The sequence below is a fragment of the Escherichia sp. 93.1518 genome, assembly GCF_013368915.2.
Taxonomy (GTDB): Bacteria; Pseudomonadota; Gammaproteobacteria; order Enterobacterales; family Enterobacteriaceae; genus Escherichia; species Escherichia ruysiae.
The window spans coordinates 52,607-73,727 of the sequence record NZ_JABWMT020000004.1; the positions used below are offsets into that span (position 1 = coordinate 52,607).

Annotated in this window: 24 protein-coding genes; 18 read left to right on the forward strand and 6 right to left on the reverse strand. The window is 51.6% G+C overall.

The features are described 5' to 3' along the window. Positions 1–156: 156 nt before the first annotated feature. Positions 157–2,175 carry an NADPH-dependent 2,4-dienoyl-CoA reductase gene (gene fadH / locus HEN21_RS04075; RefSeq protein ID WP_176251843.1) on the forward strand — a complete coding sequence of 673 codons (2,019 nt, stop codon included), beginning with the start codon at positions 157–159 and terminating at the stop codon, positions 2,173–2,175. Between the two features lie 52 nt (positions 2,176–2,227). Here fadH and higA read toward each other — a convergent pair whose 3' ends face one another. The 3 genes from higA to rlmG all read right to left on the reverse strand — a co-directional run bounded on the left by higA (position 2,228) and on the right by rlmG (position 4,309). Further along, positions 2,228–2,644: a type II toxin-antitoxin system antitoxin HigA gene (gene higA, locus HEN21_RS04080; RefSeq protein ID WP_000560254.1), complete on the reverse strand. Its 417-nt coding sequence runs from the start codon at positions 2,642–2,644 to the stop codon at positions 2,228–2,230. Further along, on the reverse strand, positions 2,641–2,955 hold the full coding sequence (gene higB / locus HEN21_RS04085) for a type II toxin-antitoxin system toxin HigB (protein ID WP_176251842.1): 315 nt from the start codon (positions 2,953–2,955) through the stop codon (positions 2,641–2,643). Before higB ends, higA begins: the two co-directional genes overlap by 4 nt. 217 nt (positions 2,956–3,172) lie before the next feature. Further along, positions 3,173–4,309, reverse strand: a complete 1,137-nt coding sequence (gene rlmG, locus HEN21_RS04090) for a 23S rRNA (guanine(1835)-N(2))-methyltransferase RlmG (protein ID WP_000018652.1) — start codon at positions 4,307–4,309, stop codon at positions 3,173–3,175. Positions 4,310–4,393: 84 nt separating this feature from the next. On the opposite strand from rlmG, the gene HEN21_RS04095 reads away from it, so the two are divergent. The 5 genes from HEN21_RS04095 to sstT all read left to right on the forward strand — a co-directional run bounded on the left by HEN21_RS04095 (position 4,394) and on the right by sstT (position 9,611). Next, the gene (locus HEN21_RS04095) at positions 4,394–4,897 is read left to right on the forward strand and encodes a M48 metallopeptidase family protein (protein ID WP_105492360.1); all 504 of its coding nucleotides are present in this window, start codon (positions 4,394–4,396) and stop codon (positions 4,895–4,897) included. Positions 4,898–4,973: 76 nt separating this feature from the next. Beyond that, positions 4,974–5,666, forward strand: a complete 693-nt coding sequence (locus HEN21_RS04100; RefSeq protein WP_016231472.1) for a SanA/YdcF family protein — start codon at positions 4,974–4,976, stop codon at positions 5,664–5,666. A gap of 78 nt (positions 5,667–5,744) precedes the next feature. After that, positions 5,745–6,731 carry a Gfo/Idh/MocA family protein gene (locus tag HEN21_RS04105; RefSeq protein ID WP_176251841.1) on the forward strand — a complete coding sequence of 329 codons (987 nt, stop codon included), beginning with the start codon at positions 5,745–5,747 and terminating at the stop codon, positions 6,729–6,731. 282 nt (positions 6,732–7,013) lie between these two features. After that, a complete protein-coding gene (alx, locus tag HEN21_RS04110) occupies positions 7,014–7,979 on the forward strand; it encodes a TerC family membrane protein Alx (protein WP_001098791.1) in 966 nt (321 codons plus the stop codon). Between the two features lie 387 nt (positions 7,980–8,366). Beyond that, positions 8,367–9,611, forward strand: a complete 1,245-nt coding sequence (sstT, locus tag HEN21_RS04115; protein WP_000211637.1) for a serine/threonine transporter SstT — start codon at positions 8,367–8,369, stop codon at positions 9,609–9,611. Positions 9,612–9,614: 3 nt separating this feature from the next. Here sstT and HEN21_RS04120 read toward each other — a convergent pair whose 3' ends face one another. From HEN21_RS04120 to uxaC, 3 genes are all read right to left on the reverse strand, one after another. Further along, the gene (locus HEN21_RS04120; RefSeq protein ID WP_000128138.1) at positions 9,615–10,166 is read right to left on the reverse strand and encodes a YgjV family protein; all 552 of its coding nucleotides are present in this window, start codon (positions 10,164–10,166) and stop codon (positions 9,615–9,617) included. Between the two features lie 82 nt (positions 10,167–10,248). Continuing rightward, positions 10,249–11,736 carry an altronate dehydratase gene (uxaA, locus tag HEN21_RS04125; RefSeq protein WP_001199401.1) on the reverse strand — a complete coding sequence of 496 codons (1,488 nt, stop codon included), beginning with the start codon at positions 11,734–11,736 and terminating at the stop codon, positions 10,249–10,251. A gap of 14 nt (positions 11,737–11,750) precedes the next feature. Continuing rightward, positions 11,751–13,163: a glucuronate isomerase gene (gene uxaC, locus HEN21_RS04130; protein WP_000187442.1), complete on the reverse strand. Its 1,413-nt coding sequence runs from the start codon at positions 13,161–13,163 to the stop codon at positions 11,751–11,753. Between the two features lie 478 nt (positions 13,164–13,641). Here uxaC and exuT point away from each other — a divergent pair, with 478 nt between their 5' ends. From exuT to HEN21_RS04185, 12 genes are all read left to right on the forward strand, one after another. Beyond that, on the forward strand, positions 13,642–14,940 hold the full coding sequence (gene exuT, locus HEN21_RS04135; protein WP_016159739.1) for a hexuronate transporter ExuT: 1,299 nt from the start codon (positions 13,642–13,644) through the stop codon (positions 14,938–14,940). 129 nt (positions 14,941–15,069) lie between these two features. Beyond that, positions 15,070–15,846, forward strand: coding sequence for a transcriptional regulator ExuR (gene exuR / locus HEN21_RS04140; protein WP_000406484.1), 777 nt, complete (start codon positions 15,070–15,072; stop codon positions 15,844–15,846). 187 nt (positions 15,847–16,033) lie between these two features. Beyond that, a complete protein-coding gene (locus tag HEN21_RS23575; RefSeq protein ID WP_423779528.1) occupies positions 16,034–16,168 on the forward strand; it encodes a hypothetical protein in 135 nt (44 codons plus the stop codon). Positions 16,169–16,189: 21 nt separating this feature from the next. After that, positions 16,190–16,852 carry a DedA family general envelope maintenance protein YqjA gene (yqjA, locus tag HEN21_RS04145; protein ID WP_000422149.1) on the forward strand — a complete coding sequence of 221 codons (663 nt, stop codon included), beginning with the start codon at positions 16,190–16,192 and terminating at the stop codon, positions 16,850–16,852. 3 nt (positions 16,853–16,855) lie between these two features. Continuing rightward, on the forward strand, positions 16,856–17,239 hold the full coding sequence (mzrA, locus tag HEN21_RS04150; protein WP_001166775.1) for an EnvZ/OmpR regulon moderator MzrA: 384 nt from the start codon (positions 16,856–16,858) through the stop codon (positions 17,237–17,239). A gap of 146 nt (positions 17,240–17,385) precedes the next feature. After that, entirely contained in the window at positions 17,386–17,754 is a 369-nt protein-coding gene (gene yqjC / locus HEN21_RS04155; RefSeq protein WP_010346332.1) for a DUF1090 family protein YqjC, read from the forward strand. 37 nt (positions 17,755–17,791) lie between these two features. Next, a complete protein-coding gene (locus tag HEN21_RS04160; RefSeq protein ID WP_000031409.1) occupies positions 17,792–18,097 on the forward strand; it encodes a DUF883 family protein in 306 nt (101 codons plus the stop codon). Between the two features lie 2 nt (positions 18,098–18,099). Then, positions 18,100–18,504, forward strand: a complete 405-nt coding sequence (locus HEN21_RS04165; protein ID WP_000785727.1) for a phage holin family protein — start codon at positions 18,100–18,102, stop codon at positions 18,502–18,504. Beyond that, entirely contained in the window at positions 18,494–18,793 is a 300-nt protein-coding gene (locus HEN21_RS04170) for a YqjK-like family protein (RefSeq protein WP_176251840.1), read from the forward strand. The genes HEN21_RS04165 and HEN21_RS04170 overlap by 11 nt, the downstream gene beginning before the upstream one ends. 185 nt (positions 18,794–18,978) lie before the next feature. Then, positions 18,979–19,371 carry a DoxX family protein gene (locus HEN21_RS04175; protein ID WP_000732237.1) on the forward strand — a complete coding sequence of 131 codons (393 nt, stop codon included), beginning with the start codon at positions 18,979–18,981 and terminating at the stop codon, positions 19,369–19,371. Positions 19,372–19,442: 71 nt separating this feature from the next. Further along, positions 19,443–20,429, forward strand: a complete 987-nt coding sequence (yqjG, locus tag HEN21_RS04180) for a glutathionyl-hydroquinone reductase YqjG (protein WP_000531183.1) — start codon at positions 19,443–19,445, stop codon at positions 20,427–20,429. 292 nt (positions 20,430–20,721) lie between these two features. Continuing rightward, entirely contained in the window at positions 20,722–21,090 is a 369-nt protein-coding gene (locus tag HEN21_RS04185) for a DUF805 domain-containing protein (protein WP_000384146.1), read from the forward strand. Positions 21,091–21,121: the final 31 nt, after the last annotated feature.

Here is a 21,121-nt window from a genome sequence, read left to right on the forward strand (position 1 = left end):
AAGGCGCGTCAAGCGTCGCATCCGGCGTTACCACCGGGCGTATTCTTTTTGAATCCCATCACAAACCCCGCATTCCCCTTTTCCCTTTTCCCCGGCGACGGCTAAATTAGAACTCATCCGACCACATAACAATTATTTTACATACTGGACAATTTTATGAGCTACCCGTCGCTGTTCGCCCCGCTGGATTTAGGTTTTACCACGTTAAAAAACCGCGTGTTGATGGGCTCAATGCACACCGGGCTGGAGGAATACCCGGACGGCGCTGAACGGCTGGCTGCGTTTTATGCCGAACGCGCCCGTCACGGCGTGGCGTTGATTGTCAGCGGCGGTATCGCACCAGATTTAACAGGCGTTGGCATGGAAGGCGGTGCAATGCTCAATGACGCCAACCAGATCCCACACCATCGCACCATTACCGAAGCCGTACATCAGGAAGGCGGCAAAATCGCCCTGCAAATTTTGCATACCGGGCGCTACAGCTACCAACCGCATCTGGTGGCTCCGTCCGCATTGCAGGCTCCCATCAACCGCTTCGTTCCCCATGAGTTAAGCCATGAAGAGATCCTGCAACTGATCGACAATTTCGCCCGCTGCGCGCAACTGGCGCGGGAGGCCGGATACGATGGCGTAGAGGTGATGGGTTCCGAAGGATATTTGATCAACGAATTTCTGACCCTGCGCACCAATCAACGTAGCGACCAGTGGGGCGGCGATTACCCTAATCGGATGCGGTTTGCCATAGAAGTAGTGCATGCGGTGCGCGAACGCGTTGGCAACGACTTCATTATTATCTACCGGCTGTCGATGCTCGACCTGGTCGAAGGCGGCGGTACTTTTGCCGAAACGGTAGAGCTGGCGCAGGCCATCGAAGCGGCTGGCGCGACCCTTATTAATACTGGCATTGGCTGGCATGAAGCGCGTATTCCGACCATCGCCACGCCCGTGCCGCGCGGCGCATTTAGCTGGGTCACGCGCAAACTGAAAGGTCACGTCTCGCTGCCGCTGGTGACCACCAACCGGATTAACGATCCGCAGGTTGCCGACGATATTCTCTCGCGCGGCGATGCCGATATGGTATCGATGGCGCGACCATTTCTTGCTGATGCCGAGCTGCTGTCAAAAGCGCAATCAGGGCGAGCCGATGAGATCAACACCTGCATTGGCTGCAATCAGGCCTGTCTGGATCAGATCTTCGTTGGCAAAGTCACCTCGTGCCTGGTCAATCCTCGCGCCTGCCATGAAACCAAAATGCCAATCCTTCCCGCCGTGCAGAAAAAAAATCTGGCGGTGGTCGGCGCAGGTCCGGCAGGGCTGGCGTTTGCCATTAACGCGGCGGCGCGTGGTCATCAGGTAACGTTGTTTGACGCTCACAGTGAGATCGGCGGTCAGTTTAATATCGCCAAACAGATCCCTGGCAAAGAGGAGTTTTACGAAACGCTGCGCTACTACCGGCGGATGATCGAAGTGACGGGCGTGACGCTGAAACTCAATCACACCGTGACGGCGGATCAGTTACAGGCGTTCGACGAAACGATCCTCGCCAGTGGGATCGTGCCGCGCATTCCGCCCATCGACGGGATCGATCATCCGAAGGTGTTGAGTTATCTGGATGTACTGCGCGACAAAGCGCCGGTGGGCAACAAAGTCGCCATCATCGGTTGTGGCGGGATTGGTTTTGATACGGCGATGTATCTCAGTCAGCCTGGTGAATCCACCAGCCAGAATATTGCCGAGTTCTGCACAGAATGGGGCATCGACAGTAGCCTGCAACAAGCTGGTGGCTTAAGTTCGCAAGGTATGCAGATCCCCCGTAGCCCACGACAGATTGTGATGCTCCAACGCAAAGCCAGTAAACCAGGTCAGGGGCTGGGTAAAACCACAGGCTGGATCCATCGCACCACCCTGCTCTCGCGAGGCGTGAAAATGATCCCTGGCGTAAGTTATCAGAAGATCGACGATGACGGACTGCATGTGGTGATCAACGGTGAAACACAGGTATTAGCAGTGGATCATGTGGTGATCTGCGCAGGGCAAGAGCCAAACCGCGCGCTGGCACACCCCTTAATCGATACAGGAAAAACCGTGCATTTGATTGGCGGCTGCGACGTGGCTATGGAGCTGGACGCACGCCGAGCGATTGCCCAGGGAACACGGCTTGCGCTGGAGATTTAAACCGTTATTTGACGTGCCGGATGCTGCGTTCATGCCGCATCCGGCAGTTGCATTAATCAATAAACAAGGCGGGAGAAATACCGAATCGCGCTGCCAGTTTTTTAGCGTGTTCCAGCGTTAATTTCCTCTTCCCGTTCAAAACGCGTGACACCATCGATTTGCTACCAATTTCCGGCAGATCGGAAAGGGTTAAGCCGTATTGATCCATCAGGGTACGAATCACAGCAACACCACCTGGCATGGCTTGAGCCATGGCATTAAATTCAGCAAATTCGGGCGCTGATTCTTCCCACGCGGTTATTTTGGCACACACCAGATCCAGCAAGGGATTTTCAGGATCGTTAAGCAGCAGATGATCGACCAGTTCCAGCGCCTGGGCGTATTGTTCTTCGTTCTGGATACCCGCCAGAAAAGGTGCCACAGCAGTTAGCTTTTCTCCCGCCTGCAAGATGTCGGCAATCGCAATCATTTTTTCCCCTTAGTACGATGAATGGCGGTAAAGAAATCGTATTCTTTGTGAGTCATAACTTCGCGTATGTAGCACTTTTGCAATTCAAAAAAGACCTTTGCGACAACACGTAATTCATTGCCCCCGACATTGAAAACATAATGCTTATCCAGATATTTGAAGTTATCCAGAGATGGGAACACTGCTTTTAATGACTCAGGTTTTTTGAAATATCCCTTAGCAATCGTGTTCCCCAAAGCCACCAGCTCCGTTTTGTGTTGCGGGTATTTTTCCGCAGCATCTTTCAGTGCTTTTTGAGTGATCAGGTGCATTCTTCATCATGTCCGTTGACAAATTGGCAATATGATAACATTCGTTGACAGATTGGCAACGAATGAATTTATCTGTATGACGGAAGAATAAACGTTGAGAAATGCCAAACAAGAGAATGCAGGGGGCGGTGACAGGGATTTTTTGTTTTATGGAAGCGAGATTCCAGAAATGAACAGCATTGCCGGATGCGCCGCATCCGGCAGGTAGCTCCCAATCTTAACGACGACGCCCCAATTTCACCGCTTTCAGCACCACAAATTTATTATTCGTGGCAATAGTGGTGCAGTTGCCGAAAATTTTCTTCAGTTTATGGAAGTAATCCAGGTGACGGTTGGCAACGATATACAGCTCACCGTTGATTTTCAGGCAGCGGCGGGCGTGGTGGAACATCTCCCAGGCGACGTTATCGGTCAGCGCATGTTGCTGGTGAAACGGCGGGTTGCAGAGCACAGCATTAAAGCGAAAAGGCTCCACGCCGGAGAGCGCGTTGTTGATCATAAACTCGCAGCGATCCAGCGCCTCAGGCATGTTGGTTTCAACGTTCAAACGGCTGGAAGCAACCGCCATTGGCGATTCATCGACAAACACCACTTTCGCCTGCGGGTTTTTATCGAGCAATGTCAGGCCAATAACGCCGTTACCACAGCCGAGATCGACAATCTCACCTTCGAGATTCTCCGGCAGATGCTGCATAAAGAAGCGCGCGCCAATATCCAGCCCGGTGCGGGAGAAGACATTCGCGTGATTGTGGATAGTCCAGTCAGTGCCTTCCAGCTTCCAGCTAACAGTCTGCGGCGCATCGGCCAGCGGCGGCTCGTTGAATGTACAGTTAATCAGTCGCGCTTTTTTCCATGCCAGCGTGGTGGTGGTCGGGCCGAGCACTTTTTCAAACAGTTCCAGCGTGGATGTATGGATGTCACGGGCTTTGGCACCGGCAATAATACGTGTATCCGGCGTGACCACTTTGCGCAACGCACGCAGTTGTTGTTCCAGCAATGCCAGCGTTTTCGGTACTTTGATCAGCACCACGCCCGGCTGTTGCGGATAGTCAGCGGTGCTGTCGAGAAACTTCACGCTCGACTCATCAATTCCGTTGAGACGTAAATTCTCGCGCGTAGCCAGTTCGCTGATATATGAGTCGCCAATGCTGTACGGCTTATGTTCTGCCAACGCACAGCTTAACGCGCCGAAGGCATCATTCAGGATCAACACCGGGCCGCAGATTTCTGTATCGTCCAACTGTTGCAGCAGATACTCATCCGCCGCTTCCCACGCCTGCAGCGGGTTAACGTCATCCGTCGCCGGGAAACGTTGTAGTGTCAGTGAACGGAAACCGTTGTCTAAGTGGCTCATCGGCCCTCCTGAATGATAAAATTTCGACGTTGCCCCTGAAAAGGGTGCGTGAGTATACCCTTTTTCTCTTTTTCGTGGGCGGTTATGAGCAATCTTACTTATCTTCAGGGTTATCCCGAGCAGCTACTTTCCCAGGTGCGCACGCTGATTAATGAACAACGTCTGGGCGATGTGCTGGCAAAACGCTATCCGGGAACGCACGACTACACCACCGATAAAGCCCTCTGGCAATATACCCAGGATCTGAAAAATCAGTTTCTGCGTAACGCCCCGCCGATCAATAAAGTGATGTATGACAACAAGATCCACGTGCTGAAAAACGCGCTCGGGTTACATACCGCTGTTTCGCGTGTGCAGGGCGGCAAGCTGAAAGCAAAGGCAGAGATCCGCGTCGCTACCGTGTTTCGCAATGCGCCGGAACCGTTTTTGCGCATGATAGTGGTGCACGAACTGGCGCACCTGAAGGAGAAAGAGCATAACAAAGCGTTCTACCAGTTGTGCTGCCATATGGAGCCACAGTACCACCAGCTTGAGTTCGACACCCGGCTGTGGCTAACGCAGTTGTCGCTTGGGCAAGACAAAATCTGAAAATGATGTCAGGCGTTATATTTTCAATCATTAACGCCTAAAATCGACGCCCCTCTTTTCGTTAAGGATAACGACCATGCTGCGCGCATTTGCTCGCCTTCTTCGCCGCGTTTGTTTTTCTCGCCGGACTCTTAAAATTGCCTGTTTATTGTTGCTTGTGGCAGGAGCGACCATTTTTATCGCCGATCGCGCAATGGTCACCGCCAGCAAGCAGCTGACCTGGAGCGATATCAACGCCGTTCCGGCGCGTAACGTGGGTTTATTACTGGGAGCGAGGCCGGGTAATCGCTACTTTACCCGACGCATTGATACCGCCGCAGAGTTGTACCATGCCGGAAAAGTGAAATGGCTGTTAGTCAGTGGCGATAACGGACGTAAAAATTACGATGAAGCGTCCGGAATGCAACAGGCTTTAATCGCTAAGGGCGTTCCGGCAAAAGCCATCTTCTGCGACTATGCCGGATTCTCGACACTTGATTCGGTGGTACGCGCCAAAAAGGTGTTTGGGGAAAACCATATCACCATTATTTCGCAAGAATTTCATAACCAACGCGCCATCTGGCTGGCAAAACAGTACGGCATCGACGCTATCGGGTTTAACGCGCCAGACCTGAATATGAAGCATGGCTTTTATACTCAGCTGCGGGAAAAACTCGCCAGAGTCAGCGCGGTGATAGACGCGAAAATCCTCCATCGCCAGCCGAAATATCTCGGGCCATCGGTCATGATTGGGCCGTTTAGTGAGCATGGCTGTCCGGCGAAAGAATAATGCGTATCCACGCACGTCGAAGATGAAAAAGGCGTGCTACATTGACGCCATAACCCCTTTATGGAGTATCCACGCGTTATGATACGTTTCGCCGTGATTGGCACGAACTGGATCACTCGCCAGTTCGTCGAGGCCGCCCATGAGAGCGGCAAATACAAGTTAACCGCAGTCTATTCCCGCAGCCTTGAACAGGCTCAGCACTTCGCCAATGATTTTTCTGTCGAGCATCTGTTTACGTCGCTGGAAGCGATGGCGGAAAGCGATGCCATTGACGCGGTGTATATTGCCAGCCCGAACGCTCTGCATTTTGCCCAGACGCAACTTTTTCTTAGCCACAAAATTCATGTGATTTGCGAGAAGCCGCTGGCATCGAATGTGACGGAAGTGGATGCTGCCATTGCCTGTGCGCGGGAAAATCAGGTGGTGCTGTTTGAGACATTTAAAACCGCCAGCCTGCCGAACTTTCATTTGTTACGCCAGGCGCTGCCGAAAGTCGGCAAACTGCGTAAAGTCTTTTTCAACTATTGCCAGTATTCCTCGCGGTATCAGCGTTATCTGGATGGTGAGAATCCCAACACCTTTAATCCGGCATTCTCTAACGGTTCAATTATGGATATCGGCTTTTACTGCCTGGCGTCGGCGGTGGCATTATTCGGTGAACCGAAAAGCGTGCAGGCAACCGCCAGTTTACTGGCAAGTGGTGTAGATGCCCACGGCGTGGTGGTGATGGATTACGGTGATTTCAGCGTTACGTTGCAGCACTCAAAAGTCAGCGATTCAGTACTGGCAAGCGAGATTCAGGGCGAAGCGGGATCGCTGGTGATTGAAAAACTCTCCGAATGCCAGAAAGTCTGCTTTGTCCCGCGCGGCAGTCAGATGCAGGATCTCACTCAGCCGCAGCATATTAATACCATGCTCTACGAAGCAGAGCTGTTCGCCACGCTGGTGGATGAACATCTGGTGAATCATCCGGGGCTGGCAGTCAGTCGCATTACCGCCAAACTGCTGACTGAGATCCGCCGCCAGACTGGGGTCGTTTTTCCGGCTGATAGCGTAAAACTATAATTGCCAAAGTAAAACAGTGTAAAAGGTATGTAACAGACCATTGACTGGCTGAATGGTCTGTCATACTTTGTTACCTGCAAAGGGGAGTAACTTCATTGCCGGTCGATCGTCATTACGATGTGTGAAAAACCACATCCGGTCACCGGGCAACCCGAAAGGAATACGCAGACGTATTCCTTTTTTGTTGTAAGTGAGACCTTGCCGGAAGGCGAGGTCTATGCATAAAAAGCAGCGGCTGACGTCTTCCGACGTTGGCCGTTTTTTTATGTGTAAGGAACTTCTATGAATACTGTCGGCACGCCGTTGCTATGGGGCGGATTCGCTGTTGTTGTCGCTATTATGCTGGCTATCGACCTGTTATTACAGGGGCGTCGTGGCGCACATGCCATGACCATGAAACAGGCTGCGGCATGGTCGCTGGTCTGGGTGACGCTGTCGTTACTGTTTAACGCCGCTTTCTGGTGGTATCTGGCGCAGACACAGGGGCGTGAAGTCGCTGACCCGCAGGCGCTGGCCTTCCTCACAGGTTATCTGATTGAGAAATCGCTGGCGGTCGATAACGTCTTCGTCTGGTTAATGTTGTTCAGCTATTTCTCTGTTCCGGCAGCATTACAACGTCGCGTACTGGTGTATGGCGTGCTTGGGGCGATTGTTCTGCGTACCATCATGATCTTCACCGGTAGCTGGCTGATTTCGCAGTTCGACTGGATCCTGTATATCTTCGGTGCATTCCTGCTGTTTACTGGCGTGAAGATGGCGCTGGCTCATGAAGATGAATCAGGAATCGGTGACAAGCCGCTGGTGCGCTGGCTGCGCGGTCATTTGCGCATGACCGACACCATCGACAACGAGCATTTCTTTGTGCGTAAGAATGGTTTGTTGTACGCCACGCCGCTGATGCTGGTGTTGATTCTGGTGGAGTTAAGCGACGTGATCTTCGCCGTGGATAGCATTCCGGCTATCTTCGCCGTTACCACTGACCCGTTCATTGTGCTGACCTCAAACCTGTTTGCGATCCTCGGCCTGCGTGCGATGTATTTCCTGCTGGCGGGCGTAGCGGAGCGTTTCTCGATGCTCAAATATGGTCTGGCGGTGATTCTGGTGTTTATCGGTATCAAGATGCTGATTGTCGACTTCTACCATATTCCGATCGCCGTTTCGCTGGGCGTGGTGTTTGGCATTCTGGTGATGACGTTTATTATCAACGCCTGGGTGAATTATCGGCATGATAAGCAGCGGGTAGAATGATTTTTAATCTGCCTAAGCCATGTACCCTGTCATCAACATGAGTACCGTTTTCTCCCTTTCCCTTCCAGGGAGAGAGTAATTTTTCGCACCGATGCTGGCCTGTTCCCCTCACCCTAACCCTCTCCCCAAAAGGGGCGAGGGGACTGACCGAGTACTTTTTTGACGTTGTTATCAGTCTGGAAGCCGCACGTTGGGCTTTATTTTTATGTCAAACAAATGTAACCATTAAGTTGCAAAACATGACCTCTCTTTAAAATCCAGCATTTTTCGCTTCCCGAAGCTGTAACTTTCCTTATACTCGACCTTGCAAACACTTTGTTACATCCTGAAAGATGCGTCGACAGAACGCACCAGGGATGTGCGACAACACAATGAAAGGATCGAAAAATGACTACGCAACGTTCACCGGGGCTATTCCGGCGTCTGGCTCATGGCAGCCTGGTAAAACAAATCCTGGTCGGCCTTATTCTGGGGATTCTCCTGGCATGGATCTCAAAACCGGCGGCTGAAGCTGTTGGTCTGTTAGGCACTTTATTTGTTGGCGCCCTGAAAGCCGTAGCACCAATCCTGGTGCTGATGCTGGTGATGGCTTCCATCGCTAACCACCAACACGGGCAAAAAACCAATATCCGCCCTATTCTGTTCCTCTATCTGCTGGGTACTTTCTCCGCCGCACTGGCCGCAGTCGTTTTCAGCTTTGCCTTCCCATCGACCCTGCATTTGTCCAGTAGCGCAGGCGATATTTCCCCGCCGTCAGGTATTGTGGAAGTGATGCGCGGACTGGTAATGAGCATGGTTTCCAACCCCATCGACGCCCTGTTGAAAGGTAATTACATCGGGATTCTGGTGTGGGCTATTGGCCTCGGTTTCGCGTTGCGTCACGGTAACGAAACCACCAAAAACCTGGTCAATGATATGTCGAATGCCGTCACCTTTATGGTGAAACTGGTGATTCGCTTCGCGCCAATTGGTATTTTTGGTCTAGTTTCTTCTACGCTGGCAACCACCGGTTTCTCCACACTGTGGGGCTACGCGCAACTGCTGGTCGTGCTGGTTGGCTGTATGTTGCTGGTGGCGCTGGTGGTTAACCCACTGCTGGTGTGGTGGAAAATTCGTCGTAACCCGTTCCCGCTGGTACTGCTGTGCCTGCGCGAAAGCGGTGTGTACGCCTTCTTCACCCGCAGCTCTGCGGCGAACATTCCGGTGAATATGGCGCTGTGTGAAAAGCTGAATCTGGATCGAGATACCTATTCCGTTTCTATTCCGCTGGGAGCCACCATCAATATGGCGGGCGCAGCAATCACCATTACGGTGTTGACGCTGGCTGCGGTTAATACGCTGGGTATTCCGGTCGATCTGCCTACGGCGCTGCTGCTGAGCGTGGTTGCTTCTCTGTGCGCCTGTGGCGCCTCCGGCGTGGCGGGGGGTTCTCTGCTGCTGATCCCACTGGCCTGTAATATGTTCGGTATTTCGAACGATATCGCCATGCAGGTGGTTGCCGTCGGCTTTATTATCGGCGTATTGCAGGACTCCTGCGAAACCGCACTGAACTCTTCAACTGACGTGCTGTTCACTGCGGCAGCTTGCCAGGCAGAAGACGATCGTCTGGCAAATAGCGCCCTGCGTAATTAATGTTTAACCCCTTTCGTCAACGGCGGAAGGGGTTTTCTCTACTTTAAACGGATCAATTCCCCTTTTCTGCATCCGCCAGAAACGAATGATATTCAGGCCATTCATCAGTAGAAAACTGCCTTCAATCATCGTGCCGCCAATCGACCCCGCCCAAAAGTTGTGAATCACCCAGCAACACGTTGAAAACCACATTACGCAGCGCATGGTCAGACCTTTACAGCGAAACAGCGCCCAGGTACTGACAATCGTGCCAATAACCGGCAATAGTTCAACAGGATGGTGGAACTTCGCCAGGCCAATTCCGCCAGTCAGCACAATAAAGATCGCCATTACCCATAAGCTGCGCGTGCGTAAGGTAATCAGTGTACGAATGGCATTAAGGATGGCACTGGCACCGGCGGGATAGGTGCCCAGGAGGAAAAAATGCACGCCAATAACGGCGCTATAGACCGAAAGCTGCTTTTTGAAGCGACGTTCGTCACGGTTAAAAAATGTTGTGATACCAATCAGAAAGGCGATGACACCCACGCCCTGGGCCAGCCAATACGCGGTCATGATAAATCCTTAGCAGGTATGGAAAAGCAAACGGCGCTTCACATTATGAAACGCCGTTTTTTATTAACAACTCATTTCGACTTTATAGCGTTACGCCGCTTTTGAAGATCGCCAGTTCGCGGAAGTCGTTACGCTCGTTGCAGGTTTGCTTACCGTTGGCAAACTCAACGATGGTATCGATAAATTCTTCCAGCAACTGCGGCATCGCTTTACCGTGGATCAGCTGACCCGCGTCAAAGTCGATCCAGTGTTTTTTCTTCGCCGCCAGTTCACTGTTGGTGGCAATTTTCACTGTCGGCACAAAACCACCATACGGTGTACCGCGACCGGTACTGAACAGCACCATGTGACAGCCTGCACCCGCCAGGGCGCTGGTCGCTACGGCATCGTTCCCCGGCGCGCTTAACAGGTTCAGTCCCGGCGTTTTCAAACGCTCGCCGTAACGCAGCACGTCAACCACTTCGCTGGAACCCGCTTTCTGAGTACAACCAAGTGATTTGTCTTCCAGCGTAGTAATGCCGCCCGCTTTGTTCCCCGGTGATGGGTTTTCGTAAATCGGCTGGTCATGAGCAATAAAGTACTGTTTGAAATCGTTGACCATGGTGACCAGTTTTTCAAACGTTGCTTCGTCACGGCAATGACTCATCAGCAACTGCTCTGCGCCGAACATCTCTGGAACTTCGGTCAGTACGGTCGTACCGCCGTTAGCAATCACGTAGTCAGAGAAACGCCCCAACATTGGGTTAGCGGTAATACCAGAAAGACCGTCAGAACCGCCGCACTCCAGACCAAACTTCAGTTCGCTGAGTTTGCCTGGCTCGCGTTTATCGTTGCGCATCACGTTATACAACTGATGCAGATGTTCGATCCCGGCCTCGATTTCATCGTCCTGCTGTTGGCAGATCATGAAATGGACACGTTCAGGATCGATATCGCCCAGCGTTTCACGGAAGACATCGACCTGATTGTTTTCACATCCCAGACCAATTACCAGCACCGCACCTGCGTTCGGGTGGCGCACCATGTTTTGCAGCATAGTACGGGTATTGATGTGATCGTCACCCAGTTGCGAACATCCGTAGGTGTGGCTGAAGAGGAACACGCCGTCAGTACCTTCGGCGTTGTTGGTCTCTTTCAGGAAACGATTCTGGATCTGCCGCGCGATGCCGTTAACACAGCCCACGGTTGGCAGGATCCACAGCTCGTTACGCACCCCGACATCACCATTCGCGCGACGATAGATCTGCACTTCACGATCTGCCGCTTGTGCTGGCAGATCATGAAAATCAGGTTGATAGCGATACTGATCCAGATCGCTCAGATTCGTGCGCGTATTGTGGGCGTGAACGTGTTCACCTGCCGCAATATCCGCCAGTGCATAACCAATCGGCAGGCCATATTTGATGACGTTGGCCCCTTTTGCGATATCCGTTAACGCAAATTTATGTCCTCGAGCGACATCCTGGCGCAGCGTAACGGTTTGGTTATCGACACTGACTTCTGTGCCTTCAGCCAAATCAGCTAAAGCAACCGCAACGTTATCCAGTGAATGGATCTTGATGTATTGCATATCAACCCCAGACCTTAGTTCAGTTCAATGGCGAAGTAGTCACGCGCATTGTTAAAGCAAATGTTTTTCACCATCTCACCCAGCAGGTTGATGTCCGCCGGTGCTTCGCCCGCTTCCACCCAGCGACCGATCATCTGGCACAGAATGCGGCGGAAGTATTCGTGACGGGTGTATGACAGGAAGCTACGGCTGTCAGTCAGCATACCAACAAAGCGGCTCAGCAGACCAAGCTGCGCCAGTTGGGTCATCTGACGTTCCATACCGTCTTTCTGATCGTTAAACCACCAGCCAGAACCGAACTGCATTTTGCCCGGCATACCTTCGCCCTGGAAGTTACCGATCATGGTGCCCAGCACTTCGTTATCGCGCGGGTTCAGGCAGTAGAGAATGGTTTTCGGCAGCAGGTTTTCTTCGTTTTGTTTGCTCAGCAGCTTAGACAGCTCTTCCGCCATCGGACGATCGTTGATGGAGTCAAAGCCTACATCTGGCCCCAGCAGTTTGAACTGACGCAGGTTGTTATTACGCAGTGCGCCAATGTGGTACTGCTGTACCCAGCCGCGACGTGCGTATTCTGCGCCGAGGAACACCAGCACCGCAGTTTTGAACTGTGCCACTTCGTGCTCGCTCAGGGTTTCGCCAGCCAGACGGCGCGCCAGAATGCTGTCCAGTTCCGCTTCGTTCGCTTCAGCAAACATCACCACATCCAGCGCGTGGTCAGACACTTTACAGCCGTGAGCGGCAAAGTGATCCAGACGTTTGGTCAGAGCAGTTTGCAGGTCTGCAAAGCGGCGAATGTCGGTATCGGAGACTTCACCCAGCTTCGCCATATAGTCGTTAAAGGTCGCCTGTTCGATGTTGAAGGCTTTGTCCGGACGCCAGCTCGGCAGCACCTTAATGGTGAAAGAGCCGTCTTTGGCAATCTCTGCATGATGCTCCAGAGAATCGATCGGATCATCGGTGGTGCCGACCATTTTCACGTTCATCTGCTGCATGATGCCGCGCGCGGAGAAGTTATCCTGCGCCAGCAGTTCGTTACATTCGTTCCAGATTTCATCCGCAGTAGACGGAGAAAGCAGTTTGCCAGTGATGCCGAATGGACGACGCAGTTCGAGGTGCGTCCAGTGGTATAACGGGTTGCCGATAGTGTGCGGAACAGTCGCCGCCCATGCGTCAAACTTTTCACGGTCAGAGGCATCACCGGTACACAGGCGTTCAGCTACACCATTGGTGCGCATTGCACGCCATTTGTAGTGATCACCTTTTAGCCAGATGTCATACAAATTCTTAAAGCGATAGTCTTCTGCGATCTGCTGCGGCGGCAAATGGCAGTGGTAGTCGAAAATCGGCTGGTCTTTTGCGTAGTCGTGATACAGGCGGCGGGCAAATTCAGTATCTAACAGGAAATCTTCAGTCATAAACGGAGTCATTATCGTCTTCCTCTTAACGAGTGAGCTAGCTTGCTTATGGTGCGATGCTGACAAAGTTATCACACCAATTTCCAGAGCCAGAAGATATTTTCGTGAGTTAGATCAATAAACGTAGTTAAAAAAATTACTCTCAAAGTGGTAAATATCGCTGCAAGCCGCGCCGTTACTGGCCTCGCTATCATCCTGTAATGTCCCTACAAATATTCGCACATTTGTGATGGCTCTCACCTTTTAAAGTTGTATGACAAGTTATCTTTTTGCTGTCGCAAATCATAAGTCGACGGAATGCAAATTGCCGATTCATTCATTGGATAAATCGGGTTGACCGGTACGGAAGCCGAATTAGCACGAAACTTTCATGGCAACGTTCGGGGCGTGCCGGTTTTTTTTCGGTTACCCGGTCGTAAGTAACATCTTCAGCCTCTGGCGGGATGATGGCCGCGATTACTGCGGATATAACAAAACGATGAGGTTTTACATGCGTAAAATTAAAGGGTTACGTTGGTATATGATCGCACTGGTGACGCTCGGCACCGTGCTCGGTTACCTGACGCGTAACACTGTGGCGGCAGCTGCGCCAACTCTGATGGAAGAGTTAAACATCTCCACCCAACAGTATTCCTACATCATCGCAGCTTATTCTGCTGCTTATACGGTCATGCAACCGGTAGCGGGTTACGTACTGGATGTTCTGGGTACAAAAATCGGTTACGCGATGTTTGCCGTGTTGTGGGCTGTGTTCTGTGGCGCTACCGCGCTGGCAGGTAGCTGGGGCGGCCTGGCGATTGCTCGTGGTGCGGTAGGTGCTGCTGAAGCAGCAATGATCCCGGCGGGTCTGAAAGCCAGTTCCGAATGGTTCCCGGCGAAAGAACGTTCCATCGCAGTAGGTTACTTTAACGTTGGTTCTTCAATTGGTGCGATGATTGCACCGCCGCTGGTGGTATGGGCAATTGTGATGCACAGCTGGCAGATGGCATTTATCATCTCCGGTGCACTGAGCTTTATCTGGGCGATGGCATGGCTGATTTTCTATAAGCACCCACGCGACCAGAAACATCTGACTGATGAAGAACGCGAATACATTATTAACGGTCAGGAAGCCCAGCACCAGGTTGGCACGGCGAAGAAAATGTCCGTTGGTCAGATCCTGCGTAACCGTCAGTTCTGGGGTATCGCGCTGCCGCGCTTCCTGGCTGAACCGGCGTGGGGTACTTTCAACGCGTGGATCCCGCTGTTCATGTTTAAAGTTTACGGCTTTAACCTGAAAGAGATCGCGATGTTCGCCTGGATGCCGATGCTGTTTGCTGACCTCGGTTGTATCCTCGGTGGTTACCTGCCGCCGCTGTTCCAGCGTTGGTTTGGCGTGAACCTGATCGTCTCCCGTAAGATGGTAGTAACGCTGGGTGCGGTGCTGATGATTGGCCCAGGTATGATCGGTCTGTTCACCAACCCATATGTCGCGATTATGCTGCTGTGTATCGGTGGTTTTGCTCACCAGGCACTGTCTGGCGCACTGATTACGCTCTCTTCTGACGTGTTCGGTCGTAACGAAGTGGCAACGGCAAACGGTCTGACCGGGATGTCCGCATGGCTGGCAAGTACGCTGTTTGCGCTGGTTGTTGGTGCTCTGGCTGACACCATCGGCTTCAGCCCGCTGTTCGCAGTGCTGGCAGTGTTCGACCTGCTGGGTGCGCTGGTTATCTGGACGGTATTGCAGAACAAACCGGCGATTGAGGTTGTGGAAGAAGCGCATAACGATCCCGCGCCACAACATTAACGCTTCGTGTAAGTTTTAGTTTCCCTTCAAAGCCGCCTTCTCAGGCGGCTTTTTCATCACTGCGAGTAGAGCTAAACTCGCAAAAGTGGTATAACAAATATAGTCTGCCGTATCATGCCTGGAGCGCATATGGAAATCACTGAACCACGCCGTTTGTATCAACAGCTCGCCGCTGACCTGAAAGAGCGCATCGAGCAAGGCGTCTATCTGGTGGGAGATAAACTGCCCGCCGAACGTTTTATTGCCGATGAAAAAAACGTCAGCCGCACCGTGGTTCGTGAAGCCATCATCATGCTGGAGGTTGAAGGTTATGTCGAAGTGCGCAAAGGCTCCGGCATTCATGTGATTTCAAACCAGCCTCGCCATCAGCAAGCGGCTGACGATAATATGGAATTTGCCAATTACGGCCCATTTGAACTGCTGCAAGCTCGCCAGCTTATCGAAAGCAATATTGCCGAGTTTGCCGCAACCCAGGTGACCAAGCAGGACATCATGAAATTGATGGCCATCCAGGAGCAGGCTCGCGGCGAACAATGCTTCCGCGATTCCGAGTGGGATTTGCAGTTCCACATTCAGGTAGCATTAGCGACTCAAAACTCCGCGCTGGCGGCCATCGTTGAGAAAATGTGGACCCAGCGTAGCCATAACCCGTACTGGAAAAAGCTCCACGAACACATTGATTCCCGTACCGTCGATAACTGGTGTGATGACCACGATCAAATCCTTAAGGCGTTGATTCGCAAAGATCCTCATGCAGCCAAACTGGCAATGTGGCAGCATCTGGAAAACACCAAGATAATGTTATTTAACGAAACCAGCGACGATTTCGAGTTCAACGCCGACCGTTACCTGTTCGCAGAAAACCCGGTTGTGCATCTGGATACGGCCGCCAGCGGCAGCAAATAAAACGCCCATTCGACAGGCGCTGACGCGCGCCTGTACGCTTTGTCAGTAAGCAAAAAGTATAAAGTGTCAGCCTGTGTAAATCCTCTCGCCACCCTCCCCTGCAATCAGCAAAATCAGACTCCACGGACATGTAATTTTGATAACGAACAACGTTGACCTTTGTTACAATTAGATTCAATTTGAATTTATGCTATTAAATGTTTTCTTATCTCACGTTTTAACAGGGAATAGTTCAGGCCGTGTTGGTGTCTCGACCCGCAATCCATACAAAAACAGCAATAATCTGGCGGGAGTACATCATTTAAAACCGGCGTGGCGTTAACCGATTCACCAGGAATAATGAATGGAACTTTTGACCCAATTACTGCAGGCCCTGTGGGCGCAGGATTTTGAAACGCTGGCCAATCCATCGATGATTGGCATGTTGTATTTTGTCTTGTTTGTAATTTTGTTCCTTGAAAACGGCTTGCTTCCGGCGGCCTTTTTACCGGGCGACAGCTTACTGGTGTTGGTCGGCGTATTGATTGCTAAAGGCGCGATGGGTTATCCACAAACGATTCTGTTACTGACCGTTGCCGCCAGCCTTGGCTGCTGGGTCAGTTACATACAGGGGCGATGGCTGGGCAATACCCGCACTGTGCAAAACTGGCTTTCCCATTTACCCGCGCACTATCACCAACGCGCACACCATCTTTTTCACAAACACGGTTTATCGGCGCTATTAATTGGTCGCTTTATTGCATTTGTCAGAACACTGCTGCCGACCATTGCCGGGTTATCAGGGCTGAATAACGCTCGCTTTCAGTTCTTCAACTGGATGAGCGGTCTGCTGTGGGTGTTGATCCTGACAACTCTGGGTTACATGCTCGGCAAAACGCCGGTATTTTTGAAGTACGAGGATCAGCTAATGTCATGCCTGATGCTGCTCCCGGTGGTACTGCTGGTATTTGGCCTGGCAGGTTCTCTGGTCGTGTTATGGAAAAAGAAATATGGAAATCGGGGGTAAGGGATGCAAATACCTCGCATGTCGCTTCGCCAGCTAGTCTGGTCCGGCGCTGCTTTATTGCTGGTCGGCACGCTGCTGCTGGCCTGGTCTGCGGTTCGTCAGCAAGATTCGACGCTGGCGATCCGTGCCGTTCATCAAGGCATGACGATGCCAGACGGTTTTTCCATCTGGCATCACCTTGACGCTCACGGCATTCCTTTCAAAAGCATTACCCCCAAGAACGACACTCTGTTAATTACATTTGACTCCAGCGATCAGAGTGCCGCCGCAAAAGCGGTCCTCGACAGAACATTGCCCCATGGCTACATCATTGCGCAGCAGGACGATAACAGTCAGGCCATGCAGTGGCTGACCCGGCTGCGGGATAATTCTCATCGCTTCGGATAACTTCCTGTTATCCGAAACATATCACTCACTTTGGTGATTTCACCGTTACTGTCTATGATTAATGAGGCGGTGGTTAACACCACCGCTTCGTTGTCTGGACAATCGTTCCTTTGTAATAGGTTCGAGTCACAATGGAAGGTTCAAGAATGAAATACCGCATCGCTTTAGCTGTTTCTCTTTTTGCTCTTAGTGCCGGTAGTTATGCCACTACCCTGTGTCAGGAAAAGGAGCAAAATATCCTTAAGGAGATCAGCTATGCCGAAAAACACCAAAACCAGAATCGTATTGACGGTCTGAATAAAGCCCTGAGTGAAGTCCGGGCCAACTGTTCAGATAGCCAGCTGCGCGCCGATCATCAGAAGAAAATCGCTAAGCAGAAAGATGAGGTGGCGGAACGCAAGCAAGATTTAGCCGAAGCGAAACAAAAAGGCGATGCGGATAAGATTGCCAAACGCGAACGGAAACTGGCAGAAGCGCAGGAAGAGCTGAAAAAGCTGGAAGCGCGCGACTACTAATTCACAATCGTCACTACTTACTCACCTGGAGAAAACTATGTCGAAAGAACACACTACGGAACATCTGCGTGCAGAGTTGAAATCCCTGTCTGATACGCTGGAAGAAGTACTAAGCGCCTCAGGAGATAAGTCGAAAGAAGAGTTGAGTAAGATTCGCAGTAAAGCGGAGCAGGCGCTAAAACAGAGCCGCTATCGCCTGGGTGAAACTGGCGAGGCAATTGCCAAACAGACTCGTGAAGCGGCGGCGCGTGCCGATGAGTACGTGCGTGAAAATCCGTGGACGGGTGTGGGCATTGGCGCTGCAATCGGTGTAGTGCTCGGCGTTCTGCTGTCGCGTCGTTAATTATGGCGGACACTCATCACGCGCAAGGGCCCGGTAAAAGCGTTCTGGGCATCGGGCAGCGAATTGTCACCATCATGGTCGAAATGGTGGAGACACGTCTGCGGCTGGCGGTGGTGGAGCTGGAAGAGGAAAAAGCCAATCTCTTTCAACTGTTACTGATGCTGGGCCTGACGATGCTTTTCGCTGCATTTGGTCTTATGAGCCTGATGGTGCTGATTATCTGGGCGGTTGATCCGCAATATCGCCTGAATGCGATGATTGCCACCACCGTGGTGTTGTTGCTACTGGCACTGATTGGCGGTATCTGGACGTTACGCAAGTCACGGAAATCGACACTGTTGCGTCATACGCGCCATGAACTGGCGAACGATCGGCAACTGCTCGAGGAGGAGTCCCGTGAGCGGTAAAGTCGAACGTGAACGCCGCAAGGCACAGCTACTTAGCCAGATCCAGCAACAACGGCTGGATCTTTCCGCCAGTCGTAGAGACTGGCTGGAAGCAACAGGCGCTTACGATCGTCGCTGGAATATACTGTTGAGTCTGCGCTCCTGGACGCTGGTTGGCAGTAGCGTGATGGCTATCTGGACAATTCGCCATCCGAATATGCTGGTCCGCTGGGCCAGACGCGGTTTTGGAGTATGGAGTGCCTGGCGTCTGGTTAAAACCACCCTCAAACAGCAACAGCTTCGCGGTTAACGCCTTTCTGGCCGGAGTCATTCCGGCCTTATCCCTCAAAATTTTTGAAAAAATTTGACAGTTTTCCTTGCTAACAATCACCATTCACTACGTTTATGCTTCTCTCCATCGACAGCAACGACGCTAATACCGCGTCAATGCACAAAAAAACAATCAGCAGCCTGAGCGGCGCAGTGGAGAGTAAGATGAAAAAATTAGAAGATGTTGGTGTACTGGTAGCGCGTATTTTAATGCCGATTCTGTTTATTACGGCCGGCTGGGGAAAGATTACTGGCTACGCTGGTACGCAACAATACATGGAAGCGATGGGCGTCCCGGGCTTTATGCTGCCGCTGGTGATTTTGCTTGAATTTGGTGGTGGTCTGGCAATTCTGTTTGGTTTCCTGACTCGCACCACGGCGCTGTTTACCGCTGGCTTTACACTGCTGACTGCATTTTTATTTCACAGCAATTTTGCAGAAGGCATGAACTCGCTGATGTTTATGAAAAACCTGACCATTTCTGGCGGATTCCTGCTGCTGGCGATTACGGGTCCGGGCGCATTCAGCATCGACCGCCTGCTGAATAAAAAGTGGTAAGCACACGCTATACTTAACGATAAAAAAACGAGGAGAAACACTCCTCGTTTTTGCTATTGGAGGAGAGAAAAATGGGTCAACTGATTGACGGCGTCTGGCATGACACCTGGTACGACACCAAATCCACCGGCGGTAAATTTCAACGTTCAGCTTCCGCATTTCGTAACTGGCTCACCGCTGACGGCGCACCAGGACCAACCGGCAAAGGTGGTTTTGCCGCAGAAAAAGACCGTTATCATCTCTATGTTTCACTCGCCTGCCCGTGGGCACACCGCACGCTAATCATGCGTAAACTCAAAGGCCTGGAACCGTTTATCTCCGTTTCCGTGGTGAATCCGCTGATGCTGGAAAATGGCTGGACCTTCGATGACAGTTTCCCAGGTGCAACCGGCGATACGCTCTATCAACATGAGTTTCTGTATCAGCTTTATCTCCACGCCGATCCACACTATAGCGGACGTGTCACTGTTCCCGTGCTGTGGGACAAAAAGAACCACACCATTGTCAGCAACGAATCGGCGGAAATCATCCGCATGTTCAATACCGCGTTTGATGCACTGGGCGCGAAAGCGGGAGATTATTATCCTCCAGCCCTGCAAACGAAAATTGACGAACTTAACGGCTGGATTTACGACACCGTCAACAATGGCGTGTATAAAGCCGGTTTTGCTACCAGCCAGGAAGCCTACGACGAGGCGGTGGTGAAAGTGTTTGAATCGCTGGCGCGACTGGAGCAGATCTTAGGTCAGCATCGCTATCTGACCGGTAACCAGTTAACCGAAGCTGATATTCGCCTGTGGACCACGCTGGTGCGTTTTGATCCGGTGTATGTCACCCACTTCAAATGTGATAAGCACCGCATCAGCGATTACCTGAACCTGTACGGCTTCCTGCGCGATATCTACCAGATGCCGGGGATTGCCGAAACTGTCAATTTCGATCACATCCGTAATCACTACTTCCGCAGCCATAAGACCATCAACCCTACGGGGATTATTTCGATTGGTCCGTGGCAGGATCTCGATGAACCACACGGGCGGGACGTTCGCTTCGGCTAGACAAAGGCACCCTTCGTGGTGCCTCTGATTGTTGGCTAAGTGCGTGTTGTTCATGTCGGATGCGGCGTGAACGGCTTATCTGACCTAAAAATATTGTACATTCAATATATTGCAGAGGCCGCGTAGACCAGATAAGCGTAGCGCATCTGGCGATTTTACGCTTGCCATCAGTCTGAAGTTCCGTTCATTGCACCTCATTAATTCACCATGGTGATATTTACTGCCATTTCATTCATGTCTATTCTTAATTTGCTGCTTTAAAAACAAGTGATTGAGCAAAATTGAGGCAAAAATGGACTGGTATCTGAAAGTACTAAAAAATTATGTCGGATTCCGGGGTCGTGCGCGGCGCAAAGAGTACTGGATGTTTATTCTGGTCAACATCATCTTTACGTTCGTGCTGGGACTACTGGATAAAATGTTAGGCTGGCAACGCGCCGGTGGCGAAGGCATCCTGACGACAATCTATGGCATTCTGGTGTTTTTACCGTGGTGGGCGGTTCAGTTCCGTCGCCTGCATGACACCGACCGTTCGGCGTGGTGGGTACTGCTGTTCTTGATCCCGTTTATCGGCTGGCTGATTATCATCGTCTTTAACTGCCAGGCGGGTACACCGGGTGAAAACCGCTTTGGACCAGACCCGAAACTGGAACAGGAATAATAATTAAGCACCTTGTGAAAGGTGCTTAATC